The organism is Thalassolituus alkanivorans, from assembly GCF_020447205.1.
Lineage (GTDB): Bacteria > Pseudomonadota > Gammaproteobacteria > Pseudomonadales > Oceanobacteraceae > Venatoribacter > Venatoribacter alkanivorans.
Genome location: NZ_JAJAEL010000035.1, coordinates 493,728 through 510,314, shown reverse-complemented (window position 1 = coordinate 510,314; position 16,587 = coordinate 493,728). Strand labels below are relative to the sequence as shown.

Here is a 16,587-nt window from a genome sequence, read left to right as displayed (position 1 = left end):
CTGCGTATTCCATTCTTTCAGCTGGTTACAGTCTGACCGGGGTGCGATAGATTAAAGAGTTTGGCGGCAGAGTGTTTGCTGGCTGACGGATCGCCATTTTCAGCAGGAAGGGATTATGAAAATACTACTGGTCGATGATCATCAGATGTTTCTGGACGGGTTGAGGGGCATTCTTGCCGGGTCTGGCCTGGCGACGGAGATAGATGCCGTTAATAACGGTCAGGATGCGCTGAAGAAACTGCTGTCCGGAGCATTTGATATCGCGCTGATCGACTTGCGTCTGCCGATCATGGATGGTTTTACCCTTCTGGCTGAGCTGAATCAGCGCAACAATCTGACGCCGGTTATTATTGTGTCTGCTTCCCGCGATCCGGATGATATGCAAAAAGCAGTTGAGCTGGGGGCGATGAGTTTTATTCCTAAATCGTCTTCCGGGCAGCGGATCATTCAGACAATCAACGATGTTCTGGATGGTAAAGTCACATATTCCAATGATGGTTACCCTGCTGCCGATACGGCTTTTTTAAACGAAAGTGAAGAGTGGGCGGCGCAGCATAATATGACCCGCCGGCAGCTTGAAGTGCTGCGCCTGGTCAGAAAAGGGCTGTCGAACCAGGCAATTGCCGAACAGATGTGTCTGAGTGTGGCCACGGTCAAATCGCATATCAGCGCTATTTTCCACGCGCTGGGTGCACAGAGTCGTTCCGAATCGAGCAAAAAGGCCCATCAGCTTGGGCTGGATTAGGCGGGTCTCTGTGCGGCATCCATGGCGTGCCCAGAACAGCGCTACCGTGTCAGAGTATGAGAATGAAATTCTCGCCGAAAAAATCAGGGTAGTTCACCGTAATACACCCATGATTCTGGCGGGCAATTTACTCGGCAGCGCTCCTCTGCTGATTGTTTTCTGGCATGGCGATTACTCGACCCGCGTCATCCTCTGGTCTGCTTTGCTTTATATAATGCTGGCTATCCGGATGCTGCATTATCATTTTCCCGGTAGTGCGATTGTCACGCACCGGGAAACATTCCGTTATGGCATAGAGCAGGTACTGCTGATTTTCCTGACAGGTTGTATCTGGGGGATCGGCGGGGCGATATTATTTGATGCCGATAACATCAATAATATTGCTTATCTGATTCTCACGTTTATCAGCATGATTGCTGGCAGCATGGTATCGCTGTCTTCCCGCCCGGTTGCCTATATTTTATTTTCAGCCCCTCTTATGACGCCCATGGTTCTGAGTATGTTTATTCAGGATGAATATATGTATCGCTGGATGGGATTTGGGGCTGCAGTCTATTTATTTGCGACGTTTGGCTTCAGCCGGACGATACATCGGGTTATTGATAACTCCATCCGCCTTAAATACGAAAACCTGGATCTGATCGCAGACCTACAGCAACAAACCGACCGCGCTAACCGCGCCAGTGAAGAAAAATCGCGTTTTCTCGCATCTGCCAGTCACGACCTCCGTCAGCCTCTGCATGCGGTCAGCCTGTATGCCGAAATTCTTAATAAAAAAATTGTGGTCCGTGATCAGCGTGAAGATCTGGAAAATATCAGCCAGGGGCTGGAGTCTCTGAGTGAACTGCTGGAAGCACTGTTTGACGTATCGCGTCTGGATGCCGATAACAACGTTGCCATTAATAAACAGAGTTTCTGTATCGATGATTTGCTCGACAAGCTGGAGCGGCAGTTTGTTATCGACAGCACATTAAAAGGGCTTAGTTTCAGCGTCGATTACTGCAATTGTGTGGTTTACTCCGACCCGGTTCTGCTGGAACGGGTGCTGACTAACCTGCTGGTTAATGCCGTGAAATATACCTCGGAGGGTGGTATCCGGGTGTTATTTGAAGCAGCAGATCAACAGGTTAAATTGCGTATTATCGATACCGGTATTGGCATCTCGGAAGAAGATCTGGACTGTATTTTTCAGGAATTTTTTCAGGTACATAATCAGGAGCGTGACCGTAAGCGCGGTCTGGGGCTGGGGCTGGCTATTGTGCAGCGGATTCTCAAACTGCTGGGCCACGAAATACAGGTGAGTTCGGTATTGGGGCAGGGGACTGAGGTTGCCTTACTGCTGCCGCTTAGTCATGAGCCGCTACCGGTTAAACCGGCTCTCGCAGGCAGCCCGGAGGGATACAACGCTTTTGCCGGGCTGAATATCATGGTGGTTGATAATGAAGCCTCCATTGTTATGGCGATGGAGTCGCTGTTATCGGTCTGGGGAAGTCACTGCATCAGTTTTTCCTCAACCAGTGACGCGCTTGCTGCGATAGCAGACGGATTTGTTCCGGATTTTATGATCGTTGATTACCGTATGCCCGGCCGGTATGACGGCTGTTCTTTTGTGCATGAAGTCAGGCGGACGTTGGCGGATGTTCCGGCTCTGATTGTCACCGGCGATACCAGTGACGAAGTGGTCAGCAGCTTCCACCGTCAGCGGCTGGATTATCTGCACAAGCCCATCAAGCCGGCGCAGCTGAGAATGCTGGTGGCACGTATACTGCGCCGTCATGCAGAGGCACAGGGAAGCATTGCGCAGGATCGTATGCACTGATAATAAGGTCAGTGCTGCCTTGCAGCTGCAGAGATCTGAGCTAGGCTTTAGCCAGTTATCGTTCTGCAGGTTAATCGTTATGGTTGCTTTTTTTCTGGTCGGCATGGCGCTGGCCTGTGCTCTTTGTTACAGCGCTTACTTCCTGTTGCAGGCAAAGGTTCTGGATGAAACGCTCACGATGGATGACGGCAAGGGCTATTTTCTGGTAGCCTGCATCCTGATTGGTTTTGTCGTCAGCGTTACCTGCTTCTATGTCGGGCAAACGCTGGGTTACGACCAGCAGGAAGACACCTCGACCATGATGGCTCTGGCCATTCTGCTCGATATCATGGTCACCATGCTGACCCTGATTTACGGTCTGGTGAAGTTCCGCGAGCCGGAGCATTACTGATCAAATCATAGCCGGTACAGATACCTGAACCGCCGTTTGCTGACCGCAAACGGCGGTTTCTTTTACTGTGTCGGCGGGCGCCATCCCAGTGCCGGTGCGGGCTTAACCGCAGTGGCCGGTCGGATCATAATTCATACAGGATTATGACTTGCGGAAGAATCTTCCTTCCTATAGAATGCCGCCCTCTTTTCGAATCAACATGCCCTTAAAGGCGAGAAATTGATGAAAACATACAGCGCGAAACCCGAAACCGTAAAACGTGAGTGGTTTGTAGTTGATGCAGCTGAACAGACGCTGGGTCGCCTGGCCACTGAGGTTGCTCGCCGTCTGAGAGGCAAGCACAAGCCAGAATACACTCCACACGTTGATACCGGCGATTACATCGTTGTTATCAATGCAGACAAAGTTAAAGTTACCGGTAATAAAACCAGTGACAAGATGTACCATCATCACACTGGTTACCCAGGTGGTCTGAAGTCTATTTCTTTCGAGAAACTGATCGACCATAAGCCTGAAATGGTAATCGAACTGGCCGTTAAAGGTATGCTTCCAAAGAATCCTTTAGGTCGTGCCATGTACAAAAAAATGAAAGTTTATGCTGGTAGCGAGCATCCGCATACCGCTCAGCAGCCGCAAGAACTGAAACTGGGATAATATGATGGCAGTCTCTCAATACTATGGTACCGGTCGTCGTAAGACTTCCACAGCTCGTGTGTTCCTGCGTCCTGGTACAGGCAGCATCGTAGTTAACAAACGTCCTCTGGACGTTTACTTCGGTCGTGAAACCGCTCGCATGGTTGTTCGCCAGCCACTCGAACTGACTGAAAACCTGACCAAGTTTGACGTTATTGTTAACGTTAACGGCGGTGGTGGTAACGGTCAGGCCGGTGCTATCCGTCACGGTATTACCCGTGCACTGATGCAATACGACGAAACTCTGCGTCCTTCTCTGCGTGCAGCGGGTTATGTTACCCGTGACGCTCGTGAAGTTGAGCGTAAGAAAGTGGGTCTGCGTAAAGCACGTAAGAAGCCACAATTCTCCAAGCGTTAATTCGCTCGAAGGATACAAAAAGAAGCGTTCATTGGCCTATGTCAATGGACGCTTTTTTTATGCCCAAAACCCCATGTTCTGTGGGTTTTTCAGGTTGTTTCCACCTCCCAATTTCTTTACTATGTGCGCCGCTCTGTATGCTACGCTGGGTCTGTACAAAAAACATACAGCAGGCTCCTGACCTTGTAGCACAAAAGAATTTTTTTGATGGGAGAAGATGGTAATGAGTCAAGACGGCGTGAATAAGGGTCGGCGTACTCTGCTCGTAGGCGCTACAGCCGGCGTCGGTGCTGTCGGCGCTGGCTTTCTCGCAGTACCCTTCGTGAAATCTTGGTTGCCAAGTGAGAAGGCGAAAGCAGCAGGTGCTCCGGCAAAAGTCGATATCAGCAAAATTGAGCCAGGTGCGATGCTGACCGCCGCATGGCGTGGTAAGCCGGTGTATATTGCACGCCGCACTCAGGAAACTCTGGACAATCTTCCGGCGCTGAACGGCCGCCTCAAAGATCCTGAAAATTCCAATAAAGAACAACAGCCAGCCTATGCGGATAATATTAACCGTTCGCGTAAGCCGGAATTTATTGTACTGCTGGGTGTGTGTACTCACCTGGGTTGTGCACCGAAATACTTTGCTGAAGTTCAGCCGGAAGCATTCGATGCAAACTGGCAGGGTGGTTGGTTCTGCCCATGTCACGGTTCCCGTTTCGACCTGTCAGGTCGTGTATTTAACGGCTCACCGGCAGCCTCTAACCTGGTCGTTCCCCCATATTCCTTCGAGGGCGACAATGTTCTGGTAATCGGTGTCGATGAGGAGAACGCTTAATGAGTAAGCAGCAAAACACTCTGATGGGCTGGATTGATGACCGTCTGCCGGTTACCCAGACCTATGAAAAGCATATGTCCAAGTACTATGCACCGAAGAACTTCAACTTCTGGTATTTCTTCGGCGTACTGTCGATGATGATGCTGGCTAACCAGATTCTGACTGGTGTCTGGCTGACCATGAACTTTGTGCCAAGTGCCGAAGGCGCTTTTGCCTCTGTTGAATACATCATGCGTGATGTTGAGTGGGGCTGGCTGATCCGCTACCTGCATTCCACTGGTGCGACCTTCTTCTTTATTGCCGTTTATCTGCACATGATGCGTGCGATTCTGTACGGTTCATACCAGAAGCCACGTGAGCTGATCTGGATCTTCGGTATGCTGATTTATCTGGCTCTGATGGCGGAAGCTTTCATGGGTTACGTACTGCCATGGGGACAGATGTCTTACTGGGGTGCGCAGGTAATTATCTCTCTGTTCTCAGTTATTCCTTTCGGTATTGGTGATGCTCTGACTGAGTGGATCCGTGGTGACTTCCTGATTTCCGGTGCCACCCTGAACCGCTTCTTTGCTCTGCACGTTATTGCTGTGCCTCTGGTTATCGTTATGCTGGTGGTTCTGCACCTGCTGGCGCTGCACGAAGTGGGCTCTAACAACCCGGATGGCGTTGATATCAAAAAACTGAAAGACGAAAACGGCAAGCCGCTGGATGGTATTCCGTTCCACCCTTACTACACCGTTCATGACCTGGTGGGTATCGTCGTCTTCCTGATGATTTTCTGTACCGTACTGTTCTTCTTCCCTGAAGGTAACGGTTTCATGCTGGAGTACGCTAACTTTGAGCCAGCTAACGGCCTGAAGACTCCTGCACACATTGCTCCTGTATGGTACTTCGGTGCGTTCTACGCAATTCTGCGTGCAGTGCCGGATAAGCTGCTGGGCGTTATTGCTATGGCTGCTGCTATTGCTGTGCTGTTTGTTCTGCCATGGCTGGATCGCAGCCCGGTTAAGAGCTGGCGCTACAAAGGCTGGATCAGCAAAGTATTTATCGTTGTATTTGCTGCCGCCTTCGTTGAACTGACCTGGCTTGGTACTCAGCCAGCAAACGACCTGAATACTTTCCTGGCTCGTTTCTGCTCAGTTATTTACTTTGGCTTCTTCCTGCTGATGCCGTTCTACACCCGCATGGAAAAAACCAAACCAGTACCAGAGCGCGTAACCGGGGGCCACTGATAATGAAAAAAGTATTCGCGTTAATTGCCGCATTTATCCCAGCGTTTGCACTGGCTTCTGAGTCAGGTGTGCATCTGGATAAGCACCTTACAGATCTGACTGACACTGCATCTCTGCAGCGTGGTGCGCAGACCTTTGCTAACTACTGCATGGGCTGTCACTCTCTGGAGCATGCCCGTTTCAACCGTGTTGCCCGCGATCTGGGTATCCCGGAAGATCTGATGAAAGAAAATCTGATTTTTGCCGACAAGCAGTTCGGTGAACTGATGACCATCGGTATGCAGAAGGAAGACTCCAAGCGCTGGTTTGGTGCGACTCCTCCGGATCTGACTCTGGTTGCCCGCGTACGTCGCCCTGACTGGGTATATACCTACATGCGCAGCTTCTACGAAGATCCAAGCCGTCCATGGGGCGTGAACAACGTTGTATTTAAAGACGTTGGTATGCCGCATGTTCTGGCGGATCTGCAAGGCCGTCAGGTAAAAGGTACCGCACAGGTTGCTGTTGGTTTTGATACCCTGACTGGTCAGGAAATCACCGAAGAGCACGAAGGTGTTCTGTACCTGGCTGAAGAAGGCAAGCTGTCTGCTGAAGAGTACGACAAAGTTGTGTATGACCTGGTTAACTTCCTGGTTTACATGGCTGAGCCAATTGCCGTTGAGCGTGAGCGCATCGGCTGGTGGGTACTGTTATTCCTGGCAATCTTCTTTGTTCCTGTATATATGCTGAACAAAGAATACTGGCGCGACGTTAAGTAATACGTCCGGCAGTTAATTGCCTGCACAGCCCGTCCGCTTTTGCGGCCGGGCTATCTTTGTTTTTGGGTTTGCTAAGAGGTAAGGAAATTATGGGGGTTGTGGCTAAACGCTCTTCCATGACGTTCTATTCGGATGCGTCAGATCATTACAGTCACCGTGTACGTATCGTACTGGCTGAAAAAGGGGTGGCGGTAGAAATTCATGACGTCGATCCCGACAATAAGCCAGAAGATCTGGCATCACTGAACCCATACAACTCGCTGCCGACACTGGTGGATCGCGATCTGGTTCTGTACGAACCAAACGTGATGATGGAATACCTCGACGAGCGCTTCCCGCATCCGCCGCTGCTGCCGGTTTACCCGGTTGCCCGTGCGCAGAGCCGTCTGTGGATTAACCGCATCGAAAAAGACTGGGGCGGCCTGATCGACACCATCCTTAATGGTAAGGGTAAAGACGTTGAGGCTGCCCGTAAGCAGCTGACTGACAGCCTGATCGCAACCAGCCCGATCTTTGCAGAACTGCCATATTTTATGAGCGAAGAGTTCTCCATCGTTGATTGCTGTGTTGGCCCGATCCTGTGGCGTCTGCCTGTACTGGGGATCGAATTGCCGGAGAAATCCTGTAAGCCGATGCTGCAATATATGGAGCGTCTGTTCGAGCGTGAATCCTTTATCGCCAGCCTCTCTGAAGCTGAGCGGGAAATGCGCGACTGATGAGTAATACCATGACACCCAGCCGCCCGTATTTAATGCGGGCGCTGAATGAGTGGATTCTCGATAATCAGTGCACGCCTTACGTTCTGGTTGATGCTTTACTGCCCGATGTTCAGGTTCCGCAGGAATATGTGAATAACGGGCAGATTGTGCTGAACATCAGTCCCGGGGCAGTGCAGAACCTGCTGATTGATGAAAGCGGCCTGTCGTTTAATGCCCGCTTTGGTGGTGTGCCTATGGCAGTTTTCGTTCCTGTCATTGCCATACTGGCAATTTATGCACGCGAAAATGGCCAGGGTATGGTGTTCGGCTCTGAAGCCGGAGCACCGGACCCGGACGATCCGCAGCCACCGAAGAAAAAACCTGCAACGGATACTCCGTCAGGTGGCGCAAGACCTTCACTGAAAGTAGTGAAGTAGTTGTTTTCGTCAAAATAAAAGAACCGCCGTCAGGCGGTTTTTTTATGTCTGCCTGTTACCCATGCTCCTCCCGGGCTGTTACTCAATAAATGGCGCGTCTTTGACCACTTTTGAAAATTTATTGTGATAGCTATCGATAAATGAAGATCCTGCGCTTGAAGGCAGAAACTGGCTGAGCATAATGCCTGACCAATTGGTCAAGTATTAATGGTCGGATCGCTATGCGCCTCTGTATGTTAAATCTGTTACTCGTATGTTTGTACTCACTGACAACTGCTGCTCATGCACAAATTAAAGCGGCTTTCATTTATGTCGGACCAGCAAAAGAAGTGGGCTGGTCACACTCGCATGACGAAGGCCGTCAGTACCTGGAAAAAGTTTTCGGTGCGGATGTTAAAACCGAGTATGCAGAATTCGTACAGGAAGGGCGGGCTTCCGCCGAGGCGATCCGTAAACTGGCTGAAAATAACGATATTATTTTTACCACCTCACAGGGCTATATGGTCACCACAGCGCGTGTTGCGCGCGAATTTCCGGCGGTTAAATTTGATAACGCCACCGGACTGCGTCTGAGTGATAATCTCGGCAGTTATGCTGCACGTGCTTATGAACCTCGCTATTTATCCGGCATGATTGCCGGTGCCATGACCCGCAGTAACCGCATTGGTTTTGTTGCCGTCCATGCTATTCCGGAAGTTATCCGTGGTATTAATGCATTTACCCTTGGCGTGCGCCGGGTAAACCCTCAGGCGGTTGTTGAAGTAAAGTGGACCCGTCAGTGGTACGCGCCGGACAAAGCCTCTGAGCTGGCCCGTGAGCTGCTGAAAAGCGGTGCTGATGTGCTGACCCATCACACCGACTCGCCAGCGGTTGTTAAAGAAGCAGAAGCCGCTGGCGTGTTTGCCATCAGCTTCCATTCCAATATGTCGGAATTTGCCCCGACCAAACAAATCGCCTCGGTTGGTTATGATTGGGGAAAATACTACGCCACACAGATTCAGGCGTTAAAAGAAGGCAACTGGAGCAGCAAGCGATTGTGGCTGGGTATGAGTGAGGATATTGCCCAGCTGAATAATCTCAGCGATCAGATTCCGGCAGCAGTGCGCGATCAGGTGTCGCAGGTTGAAAAGGAAATAAAGAATAAAACCTTCAGCGTTTTCTCCGGCCCTGTTCTTAACAGTCGCGGTCGTCCACTGGTACGTGCTGGCGAATCTCTCTCCGATGATGAGCTGCTGCGTATGAACTGGTATGTGGAAGGTGTGGTTGGTGAGATGCCGTCGTTCTGAGGGCTGTGTATTACTATAAACTGTGCTAGAGCGATTTCCCTGATGTTTTTCAGCATCAGGGAATGTAAGCCGCCAACTCAGGCATCAAACGGGCTGTTCGGCTCCCACGGATGTGGACGCTCGAACGCGTCTTTCTGTTCAATCATTGCCTTAATATTTTCCAGATTCAGGCGGAATACCCGCTCCCCTTCGAACTGGCTGACCCAGAATACAAAATGTTCAAAAACAGAATATTTTGTATGGTCGTCGAGATCACCTTCAAAGGTCAGGCGGGTGGTGCCATTGCCCAGATCTTCATACAGCTGATAGGCGGTAAACTGAAAACGCTCGAATAATTCCCAGCTGGTGTTGGAGACATTATAGGTGCGCAGGGTACGGCGTTTGTATGGTTCTGCGGTCAGCGTGCGTTCATCCCAGAAAAATCCCTCTTCATTGTCGTTGCGGAAGCAGCGGCGCAGGGCGCCGATCTGGCCTTCGGCAACCGGTGAACTTTCCAGTGGGCGGATATGATCAAAGATTACCGACCAGCCTTTCGCGTGGCGGTTGTCAGAAAGAAAATCCCAGACTTCTTTGACGGGCGCATTAATAACAACGCTGTGTGAAGTAACAACGTGGCGCTGGGCCTGAGCAATAAGGATAACAACAGACAAAGTGACAACGGCCACCAGTCCGGCTAATAGTTTTTTCATAAGCGTTTCCGGATAAATAAGGAGGGTGAGTCGTGAGATGTCCGGCAGAAAGAGTGCCGGAAAATAATTCCGTCCGTGGTGCTTTTATTATGGTGTTATAAAACGCCCGCCGCGGTTATTGGCGGCGGGCGCTGAGGGGCTTACAGCTCTGACAGTTTTTTCTGCAGTACGTCCATAACCACCTGCGGGTTAACCCCTTTAGCGGCTTTACGCACCAGACCAATAAAAGGCCCGATGGCTTTGGCACGTTTATCTTCAGGAGTGGCCAGATAGCCTTCAACCAGTTTCGGGTTGGCAGCCAGAACCTCGGCCACAATGGCTTCGATTGCGCCGCTGTCGGATACCTGTTTCAGGCCCAGAGAATCGACCAGCTTGTCGACGCTTTCTGCGCTGCCATCACCTTTTCCTTCGACCAGAGCGTTAAAGACTTCTTTTGCACCACCGTTGTTCAGGGTGTTGTCTTTAATCAGCTGCAGAATGCGGCCCAGTTGTTCGGCGCTGACGGCCAGTTCGCCGATGCTGATTTCCAGACGGTTCAGTGTGGCAGACACATCGCCCTGCACCCAGTTGGCCGCCAACTTATAGTCGTTGGCGATTTTTGCCGCGGTTTCGAAATAGTGTGCCAGCTCGCGGTTGGCCGCCAGTACGGCCGCATCGATCGCGCTCAGGCCATGCGCGTGAGCAAAGCGGGCACGTTTTGCATCCGGCAGTTCCGGCAGGGTGGCGCGTACGGCTTCAACATAGTTGTCGTCGATAATTACCGGTAATAAATCCGGACAAGGGAAATAGCGGTAATCGTTGGCAACTTCTTTGGAGCGCATGGCGCGGGTTTCGTTTTTGTCGGCATCGTACAGGCGGGTTTCCTGAATGATTTTGCCGCCGTCTTCGAGAATATCCATCTGCCGTGCAATTTCTGCATCAATGGCACGTTCCACGTTGCGGAAAGAGTTTACGTTTTTAATTTCGGTACGGGTGCCAAATTCTTCCTGACCTTTCGGGCGCAGGGAAACGTTACAGTCGCAACGCATTGAACCCTGAGATAAGTCGCCGTCGCAAATACCCAGGTAAGTCACAATGCTGTGCATTTTACGGAAATAGGCTGCGGCTTCTTTGGCGTTGCGCATTTCCGGCTCGGATACGATTTCAATCAGCGGCGTGCCGGCACGGTTCAGGTCGATACCGGACATACCGTTAAAGCCTTCGTGCACCGATTTACCGGCGTCTTCTTCCAGGTGCGCACGGGTAACGTTAATACGCTTGCTGCTGCCGTCTTCCAGTTCGATATCGATATGGCCGATGCCAACAATCGGATGGTGCAGCTGGGTGGTCTGGTAGCCTTTGGGAGAATCCGGGTAGAAATAGTTTTTACGATCAAAAACCGATTTCAGGCCGATTTCTGCATCAATGGCGAGACCGAATTTCACTGCCATACGCAGTGCTTCTTCGTTAAACGCCGGCAGTACACCAGGCAGACCCAGATCGATGGCACAGGCCTGGGTATTGGCGTCGGCACCGTACGCGGTCGATGCGCCGGAGAAAATTTTCGATTTGGTGGCCAGCTGAGCGTGAATCTCAAGGCCGATTACAACTTCCCATTCCATGATTCGCTCCTCAGATGTCAGCCTGGTTTTTAAGGTCAGGTGTTTTCAGATGCCAGTCGGTGCTTTGCTGGAATTTATGCGCAGCATTCAGCAGACGGCCTTCGTCAAAATAATTACCAATCAGCTGTAAGCCGACGGGTAAGTTGTTTACCTGACCACAGGAAATCGACATGCCGGGCAGGCCTGCCAGATTCAGGGCGATGGTGAAAATATCTTCAAGGTACATGTCGACCGGATCGGCGGTTTTTTCGCCGCATTTAAACGCCGGTGTCGGAGTGGTTGGTCCCATGATGATATCGACTTCGTTAAAGGCATTCACAAAGTCATTTTTAATCAGGCGGCGTACCTGCTGCGCTTTTTTGTAGTAAGCATCGTAGAAACCGGCAGACAGGGCATAAGCACCGACCATAATGCGGCGTTTAACTTCGATACCGAAACCTTCACCACGCGAGCGTTTGTACAGGTCGTTAATATCCTGCGGATTTTCGCAACGGTAACCAAAACGTACACCATCCATGCGTGACAGGTTGGCGGAGCACTCGGCCGGCGCAATGATGTAATAAGCAGGAATGGCCAGATGGGTATTCGGCAGTGAAATTTCTTTCACTTTCGCGCCCATCTTTTCGTATTCGGCGATGGCGTTGCGCACCTGCTGCTGCATTTCGGCACTTAAATCGCTGCGGAAATATTCTTTCGGCAGGCCGATGGTCAAGCCTTCGATGCTGTTATTCAGTGTGGCGGTGTAATCCGGTACTTCACGGTCAACACAGGTGGAGTCTTTGGCATCAAAGCCGGCCATAACATTGAGCATCATGGCGGAGTCTTCGGCGGTACGGGTAATGGTACCGGCCTGATCGAGACTGGAGGCGTAAGCAATCATGCCCCAGCGTGATACGCGGCCATAGGTTGGCTTCAGACCGGTCAGGCCACAGAAGGCGGCAGGCTGGCGGATCGAACCACCGGTATCCGATGCCGTGGCACCCGGTACCAGTTGCGCGGCTACGGCGGCGGCTGAACCACCGGAAGAACCACCGGGAACACGGTCGGTATCCCATGGGTTTTTAACGGCGCCGAAAAAAGAGCTTTCGTTGGATGAGCCCATGGCAAATTCATCCATGTTCAGCTTACCCAGAGACACAGCACCGGCGTTGTTGAAGTTTTCAACAATGGTGGCGTCGTAAGGCGCAACGAAATTGCTCAGCATTTTTGAGCCGCAGGTGGTCAGAACACCGTTGGTACAGAAAATATCTTTATGTGCCATCGGCACGCCGGTCCAGGCATCGGCATTGCCGGCTGCGCGACGGGCATCGGCGGCTTTGGCCTGAGCCAGTGCCTGTTCTTCGCTCACGGTAATGAAACTGTTGTAGCGATTATCGGTCTGTTTGATGCGGGAAAGCAGGTTCTCAGTAATTTCGACACTGCTGTATTCACCGGCCGCCAGATCGCGGGAAATTTCTGCGATGGTTTTGTTATGCATAAGGAATCCTTGTCCCCGGGGCTGAGCCTCAGGTTTTGCTGTTACTCAACGACGCGTGGTACGAGGTAGTAGCCGTTTTCGGTCTGAGGAGCGATCTGCTGGAAATGATCGCGGTTATTCTCTTCGGTCACGACGTCAGCCCGCAGGCGCTGAACTGCATCCAGCGGGTGTGCCATTGGTTCGACAGATGAGGTGTCGACGGCGGATAACTGATCGACCAGGTCGAGAATGTTGCTCAGATTTTTCTGGTATTCCGCGATTTGTGCCTCGTCGATTTGCAGACGGGACAGATCGGCAATGTCACGAACCTGTTGCTGGTCCAGAGCCATGTGCTTACTCCAGTGTTGATGCCTGTTGGAAAGGTGCCGAGCGTAGCATAAATGCGCCTTGCCCTAAATCCCCACCATTGCTAGAGTTACCCACAATTTTGCCACCTGTGAACAGGAATCGATTGGATGTTTAAGAAGTTAAGAGGCCTGTTTTCCAGTGATCTGTCGATCGATCTGGGAACTGCAAACACTCTGATTTACATGCGTGATCAAGGCATTGTCCTCAATGAGCCATCAGTTGTAGCCATCCGTCTGCAGGGTCATCAGAAAAGCGTGGCAGCGGTAGGTACCGAAGCAAAACGTATGCTGGGTCGTACTCCGGGAAATATTCAGGCCATCCGGCCAATGAAAGACGGTGTAATTGCCGACTTTGAAGTGACTGAAAAAATGCTGCAGTACTTTATTAAAAAAGTGCACGAAAGCAGTTTTATGACTCCAAGCCCACGGGTTGTGGTCTGTGTGCCGTATCAGGCAACCAAGGTTGAACGCAAAGCGATCCGCGATTCTGTTCTGGGTGCCGGTGCACGTCGTGCTTATCTGATTCACGAACCAATGGCTGCAGCGATTGGTGCCGGCCTGCCGGTTGATGAAGCGCGTGGCTCCATGGTTGTGGATATCGGTGGTGGTACCACCGAAATCGCCATCATCTCCCTGAGTGGCGTAGTTTATGCGGAATCGGTAAAAGTGGGTGGTGACCGTTTTGATGAGGCCATCGTCGCTTATATTCGCCGCAACTACGGCAGCCTGATCGGTGAAGCGACCGCGGAGCGTATCAAGCAGGAAATCGGTACCGCCTATCCGGGTGGCGAAGTACGTGAAATCGACGTCCGTGGCCGTAACCTGGCCGAAGGTATTCCGCGCAGCTTTACCCTGAACTCCAATGAAATTCTCGAAGCGCTGCAGGAATCGCTGGCGGCTATCGTGCAGGCGGTTAAGGGTGCGCTGGAGCAATCTCCACCGGAGCTGGCGTCTGACGTTGCCGAGCGCGGTATGGTATTGACTGGTGGTGGCGCATTACTGCGTGACCTCGACAAGCTGCTGAGTGAAGAAACCGGCCTGCCGGTGATTGTTGCTGATGATCCTCTGACCTGTGTCGCCCGTGGCGGCGGTAAGTTCCTGGAAACGGCAACAGAGCAACAGCTGGAAATGCTGGTGCTGGATTAATCGCCGGAAATAAGTGCTGAAAAAGCGGAGCTTTGGCTCCGCTTTTTTTATGCTTAAAGCATTCCTTTATGCGGCGGAAGCGCTGAGTCGGGCCTGCCGGTGCTGGTTCCTGTTTGTGCTTGGCGGTATAGTTAGCCACTTCAATTTTTATTCGGGTACAGCGTTATTAAGTCGCAGTTTCAGGTGCCGACGTTTCAGCGGCAGCGGGTATTGGGGATTGTTGTTCTGGCACTGGCGCTGATGTGGCTGGACAGTCACGCTCCGTGGTTACAATCCGTGCGTTATATCACCGGCTATCTGCTGGCGCCTGCGCAACAGGTGGCTCTGGTTCCCTCCGCTATTGGTAACTGGTTTGGTGAATCCGCTGCCAGCCGTCAGGAATTAACCAACGAAAATAAACAGCTGACAGCGCGCAATCTGGTACTGGAGCTGCGTGCCCAGCGCCTGGCCGCGCTGGAAGCGGAAAATATTGAACTGCGCGAATTACTCAGTGCTTCTGAGCAGGTCGATGACCGCGTGCTGGTCACTGCAGTGGTCGCCGTTGATCCTGATCCTTTCAGTCAGCAGATTCTGATCAATAAAGGCGGCGAAGACGGCGTATTTATCGGCCAGCCTGTGCTGGATGCCTACGGCCTGCTTGGTCAGGTGATCGATGTAATGCCCTACAGTGCTCGTGTGCTGATGATTGCCGACTCCAACCATGCGATTCCGGTGCAGGTAAACCGCAATGGTGTGCGCGCAATTGCCGTTGGCACTGGCGCGCTGGATGAACTCGAACTGATTTATGTGCCCAATACCGCCGACATTATCAAGGGCGACCTGCTGGTCAGCTCCGGTCTGGGCGGGCGTTATCCGCGTGGTTATCCGGTAGCAACCGTGACCAAAGTAGAAAATATTCCCGGAAAATCCTTTGCCGCCGTTACGGCAGAACCCAGTGCTCATCTGGATCGCAGCCGGCATTTATTGCTGGTGTTCAGTCATGGCTCCGGTCAGGTACCACCGGGCGGCTTATGGCAGGGTAAAGAATGAATATCCGTGCACTGATTTTAGTGGCTACCGGTATGTTTCTGGTCTTTGTGCTTGAGCACCTGCCGATGCCCGATATTCTGTTGTGGCTGCAACCGGCTTGGGTGTTGCTATTGGTAACCCTGCTGGTGCTGCATGCGCCGCATATTTTTGGTTTATGGCTGGCCGTGCCGCTGGGGCTGATGCTGGATGTCGAGCACAATTCGTTGCTTGGTATGCACGTACTCACGCTGGCAGTGCATATTTTTGTGCTGCAGCTGCTGTACCGGCGTATGGCGATGTTTAATTTTCTGCAGCAGACCGCCGTGGTGTTCTTGCTGGTGGTGCTGCAGCAGTTACTGAGTTACTGGGCGGTAGCCCTGGTGAGTGAAAATATGGTGCCGGTATCGCTCTGGACTCCGGCCCTGACCTCGGCGCTGGTCTGGCCCTGGGTGTACGCCTTAACCCATATGGCGCTGGCGCGTCTGCATCTGTCATGACGGAGGCAAAAGGCCTGATTCTGGCGTCCGCTTCGCCACGGCGACGGGAATTACTGCAGCAGATTGGTGTGCAGTTTCGTGTGCAGGTGGCTGATATTGATGAAACACCGCAGGCGGGAGAGACACCGGCTGCTTATGTCGCCAGACTGGCACTGGGCAAGGCACAGAAGGTTGCTGCAGCTAACCCCGGTTGTGTGGTGCTGGGTTCAGACACCACCGTAGTGCTGGACGATGAGATTCTCGGCAAGCCAGAAAACGCTGACGATGCAGCACGAATGCTGACAGCCTTGTCCGGGCGCCGCCATCAGGTGATGACTGCGATTGCCCTGGTGCAGGATGATCAGCAGCGGGTGCAGACGGTTATCACCAATGTTCACTTTACGCCGTTAACTGCCGCGCAGATCACCGCCTATGTGGCGACCGGCGAGCCGGCCGATAAAGCCGGAGCTTATGGAATACAGGGACTGGGCGCAGTGCTGGTGGACGCCATTGAAGGCAGTTACAGCAATGTGGTTGGTCTGCCGCTGACGGAAACAGCGGCCATGCTGCAAGAATTTAATATTCCCATCTGGGACAAGGATTAAG

Annotated in this window: 19 protein-coding genes; 15 read left to right on the top strand and 4 right to left on the bottom strand. The window is 52.0% G+C overall.

Annotated features, from left to right (window positions below):
• Positions 1 to 115: 115 nt before the first annotated feature.
• The 11 genes from LGT44_RS12885 (at position 116) to LGT44_RS12835 (ending at position 9,237) form a co-directional block, all read left to right on the top strand.
• Entirely contained in the window at positions 116 to 745 is a 630-nt protein-coding gene (locus LGT44_RS12885) for a response regulator transcription factor (protein WP_225692033.1), read from the top strand.
• A gap of 46 nt (positions 746 to 791) precedes the next feature.
• Positions 792 to 2,564 carry a hybrid sensor histidine kinase/response regulator gene (locus tag LGT44_RS12880; RefSeq protein ID WP_230332548.1) on the top strand — a complete coding sequence of 591 codons (1,773 nt, stop codon included), beginning with the start codon at positions 792 to 794 and terminating at the stop codon, positions 2,562 to 2,564.
• A gap of 79 nt (positions 2,565 to 2,643) precedes the next feature.
• Positions 2,644 to 2,955: a hypothetical protein gene (locus LGT44_RS12875; RefSeq protein ID WP_145471060.1), complete on the top strand. Its 312-nt coding sequence runs from the start codon at positions 2,644 to 2,646 to the stop codon at positions 2,953 to 2,955.
• A gap of 222 nt (positions 2,956 to 3,177) precedes the next feature.
• A complete protein-coding gene (rplM, locus tag LGT44_RS12870; protein WP_145471059.1) occupies positions 3,178 to 3,609 on the top strand; it encodes a 50S ribosomal protein L13 in 432 nt (143 codons plus the stop codon).
• A gap of 4 nt (positions 3,610 to 3,613) precedes the next feature.
• Positions 3,614 to 4,006, top strand: a complete 393-nt coding sequence (rpsI, locus tag LGT44_RS12865) for a 30S ribosomal protein S9 (RefSeq protein WP_145471077.1) — start codon at positions 3,614 to 3,616, stop codon at positions 4,004 to 4,006.
• 223 nt (positions 4,007 to 4,229) lie between these two features.
• On the top strand, positions 4,230 to 4,826 hold the full coding sequence (gene petA, locus LGT44_RS12860) for a ubiquinol-cytochrome c reductase iron-sulfur subunit (protein ID WP_230332549.1): 597 nt from the start codon (positions 4,230 to 4,232) through the stop codon (positions 4,824 to 4,826).
• On the top strand, positions 4,826 to 6,058 hold the full coding sequence (locus tag LGT44_RS12855; RefSeq protein ID WP_230332550.1) for a cytochrome b: 1,233 nt from the start codon (positions 4,826 to 4,828) through the stop codon (positions 6,056 to 6,058). Before petA ends, LGT44_RS12855 begins: the two co-directional genes overlap by 1 nt.
• 2 nt (positions 6,059 to 6,060) lie before the next feature.
• A complete protein-coding gene (locus LGT44_RS12850; RefSeq protein ID WP_230332551.1) occupies positions 6,061 to 6,816 on the top strand; it encodes a cytochrome c1 in 756 nt (251 codons plus the stop codon).
• A gap of 89 nt (positions 6,817 to 6,905) precedes the next feature.
• Positions 6,906 to 7,532, top strand: coding sequence for a stringent starvation protein SspA (gene sspA, locus LGT44_RS12845; protein WP_145471056.1), 627 nt, complete (start codon positions 6,906 to 6,908; stop codon positions 7,530 to 7,532).
• An 11-nt stretch (positions 7,533 to 7,543) separates the two neighbouring features.
• Positions 7,544 to 7,951: a ClpXP protease specificity-enhancing factor gene (locus LGT44_RS12840; RefSeq protein WP_222428627.1), complete on the top strand. Its 408-nt coding sequence runs from the start codon at positions 7,544 to 7,546 to the stop codon at positions 7,949 to 7,951.
• Positions 7,952 to 8,172: 221 nt separating this feature from the next.
• Positions 8,173 to 9,237 carry a BMP family ABC transporter substrate-binding protein gene (locus tag LGT44_RS12835; protein WP_328296348.1) on the top strand — a complete coding sequence of 355 codons (1,065 nt, stop codon included), beginning with the start codon at positions 8,173 to 8,175 and terminating at the stop codon, positions 9,235 to 9,237.
• Between the two features lie 77 nt (positions 9,238 to 9,314).
• Here LGT44_RS12835 and LGT44_RS12830 read toward each other — a convergent pair whose 3' ends face one another.
• From LGT44_RS12830 to gatC, 4 genes are all read right to left on the bottom strand, one after another.
• The gene (locus tag LGT44_RS12830) at positions 9,315 to 9,926 is read right to left on the bottom strand and encodes an SRPBCC family protein (RefSeq protein WP_230332553.1); all 612 of its coding nucleotides are present in this window, start codon (positions 9,924 to 9,926) and stop codon (positions 9,315 to 9,317) included.
• Positions 9,927 to 10,066: 140 nt separating this feature from the next.
• Complete coding sequence (gatB, locus tag LGT44_RS12825) at positions 10,067 to 11,527, bottom strand: Asp-tRNA(Asn)/Glu-tRNA(Gln) amidotransferase subunit GatB (RefSeq protein ID WP_230332554.1); 1,461 nt, start codon at positions 11,525 to 11,527, stop codon at positions 10,067 to 10,069.
• A 10-nt stretch (positions 11,528 to 11,537) separates the two neighbouring features.
• A complete protein-coding gene (gatA, locus tag LGT44_RS12820; protein ID WP_225692039.1) occupies positions 11,538 to 13,004 on the bottom strand; it encodes an Asp-tRNA(Asn)/Glu-tRNA(Gln) amidotransferase subunit GatA in 1,467 nt (488 codons plus the stop codon).
• A gap of 41 nt (positions 13,005 to 13,045) precedes the next feature.
• Positions 13,046 to 13,333 carry an Asp-tRNA(Asn)/Glu-tRNA(Gln) amidotransferase subunit GatC gene (gene gatC / locus LGT44_RS12815; protein ID WP_145471050.1) on the bottom strand — a complete coding sequence of 96 codons (288 nt, stop codon included), beginning with the start codon at positions 13,331 to 13,333 and terminating at the stop codon, positions 13,046 to 13,048.
• Positions 13,334 to 13,459: 126 nt separating this feature from the next.
• Here gatC and LGT44_RS12810 point away from each other — a divergent pair, with 126 nt between their 5' ends.
• From LGT44_RS12810 to LGT44_RS12795, 4 genes are all read left to right on the top strand, one after another.
• Complete coding sequence (locus LGT44_RS12810) at positions 13,460 to 14,497, top strand: rod shape-determining protein (RefSeq protein ID WP_145471049.1); 1,038 nt, start codon at positions 13,460 to 13,462, stop codon at positions 14,495 to 14,497.
• Between the two features lie 183 nt (positions 14,498 to 14,680).
• Positions 14,681 to 15,526, top strand: coding sequence for a rod shape-determining protein MreC (gene mreC / locus LGT44_RS12805; RefSeq protein ID WP_145471048.1), 846 nt, complete (start codon positions 14,681 to 14,683; stop codon positions 15,524 to 15,526).
• A complete protein-coding gene (gene mreD / locus LGT44_RS12800; protein WP_230332555.1) occupies positions 15,523 to 16,002 on the top strand; it encodes a rod shape-determining protein MreD in 480 nt (159 codons plus the stop codon). Before mreC ends, mreD begins: the two co-directional genes overlap by 4 nt.
• Positions 15,999 to 16,586, top strand: a complete 588-nt coding sequence (locus LGT44_RS12795) for a Maf family protein (protein ID WP_230332556.1) — start codon at positions 15,999 to 16,001, stop codon at positions 16,584 to 16,586. The genes mreD and LGT44_RS12795 overlap by 4 nt, the downstream gene beginning before the upstream one ends.
• The last annotated feature ends 1 nt before the right edge of the window (position 16,587 follow it).

Bases quoted from the DNA above. Each gene is read 5' to 3' on its own strand.
- LGT44_RS12885 (WP_225692033.1), top strand. From the start codon at position 116: ATGAAAATACTACTGGTCGATGATCATCAGATGTTTCTGGACGGGTTG.
- LGT44_RS12875 (WP_145471060.1), top strand. From the start codon at position 2,644: ATGGTTGCTTTTTTTCTGGTCGGCATGGCGCTGGCCTGTGCTCTTTGT.
- rplM (WP_145471059.1), top strand. From the start codon at position 3,178: ATGAAAACATACAGCGCGAAACCCGAAACCGTAAAACGTGAGTGGTTT.
- rpsI (WP_145471077.1), top strand. From the start codon at position 3,614: ATGGCAGTCTCTCAATACTATGGTACCGGTCGTCGTAAGACTTCCACA.
- petA (WP_230332549.1), top strand. From the start codon at position 4,230: ATGAGTCAAGACGGCGTGAATAAGGGTCGGCGTACTCTGCTCGTAGGC.
- LGT44_RS12855 (WP_230332550.1), top strand. From the start codon at position 4,826: ATGAGTAAGCAGCAAAACACTCTGATGGGCTGGATTGATGACCGTCTG.
- LGT44_RS12850 (WP_230332551.1), top strand. From the start codon at position 6,061: ATGAAAAAAGTATTCGCGTTAATTGCCGCATTTATCCCAGCGTTTGCA.
- sspA (WP_145471056.1), top strand. From the start codon at position 6,906: ATGGGGGTTGTGGCTAAACGCTCTTCCATGACGTTCTATTCGGATGCG.
- LGT44_RS12840 (WP_222428627.1), top strand. From the start codon at position 7,544: ATGACACCCAGCCGCCCGTATTTAATGCGGGCGCTGAATGAGTGGATT.
- LGT44_RS12835 (WP_328296348.1), top strand. From the start codon at position 8,173: ATGCGCCTCTGTATGTTAAATCTGTTACTCGTATGTTTGTACTCACTG.
- LGT44_RS12830 (WP_230332553.1), bottom strand. From the start codon at position 9,926: ATGAAAAAACTATTAGCCGGACTGGTGGCCGTTGTCACTTTGTCTGTT.
- gatB (WP_230332554.1), bottom strand. From the start codon at position 11,527: ATGGAATGGGAAGTTGTAATCGGCCTTGAGATTCACGCTCAGCTGGCC.
- gatA (WP_225692039.1), bottom strand. From the start codon at position 13,004: ATGCATAACAAAACCATCGCAGAAATTTCCCGCGATCTGGCGGCCGGT.
- gatC (WP_145471050.1), bottom strand. From the start codon at position 13,333: ATGGCTCTGGACCAGCAACAGGTTCGTGACATTGCCGATCTGTCCCGT.
- LGT44_RS12810 (WP_145471049.1), top strand. From the start codon at position 13,460: ATGTTTAAGAAGTTAAGAGGCCTGTTTTCCAGTGATCTGTCGATCGAT.
- mreD (WP_230332555.1), top strand. From the start codon at position 15,523: ATGAATATCCGTGCACTGATTTTAGTGGCTACCGGTATGTTTCTGGTC.
- LGT44_RS12795 (WP_230332556.1), top strand. From the start codon at position 15,999: ATGACGGAGGCAAAAGGCCTGATTCTGGCGTCCGCTTCGCCACGGCGA.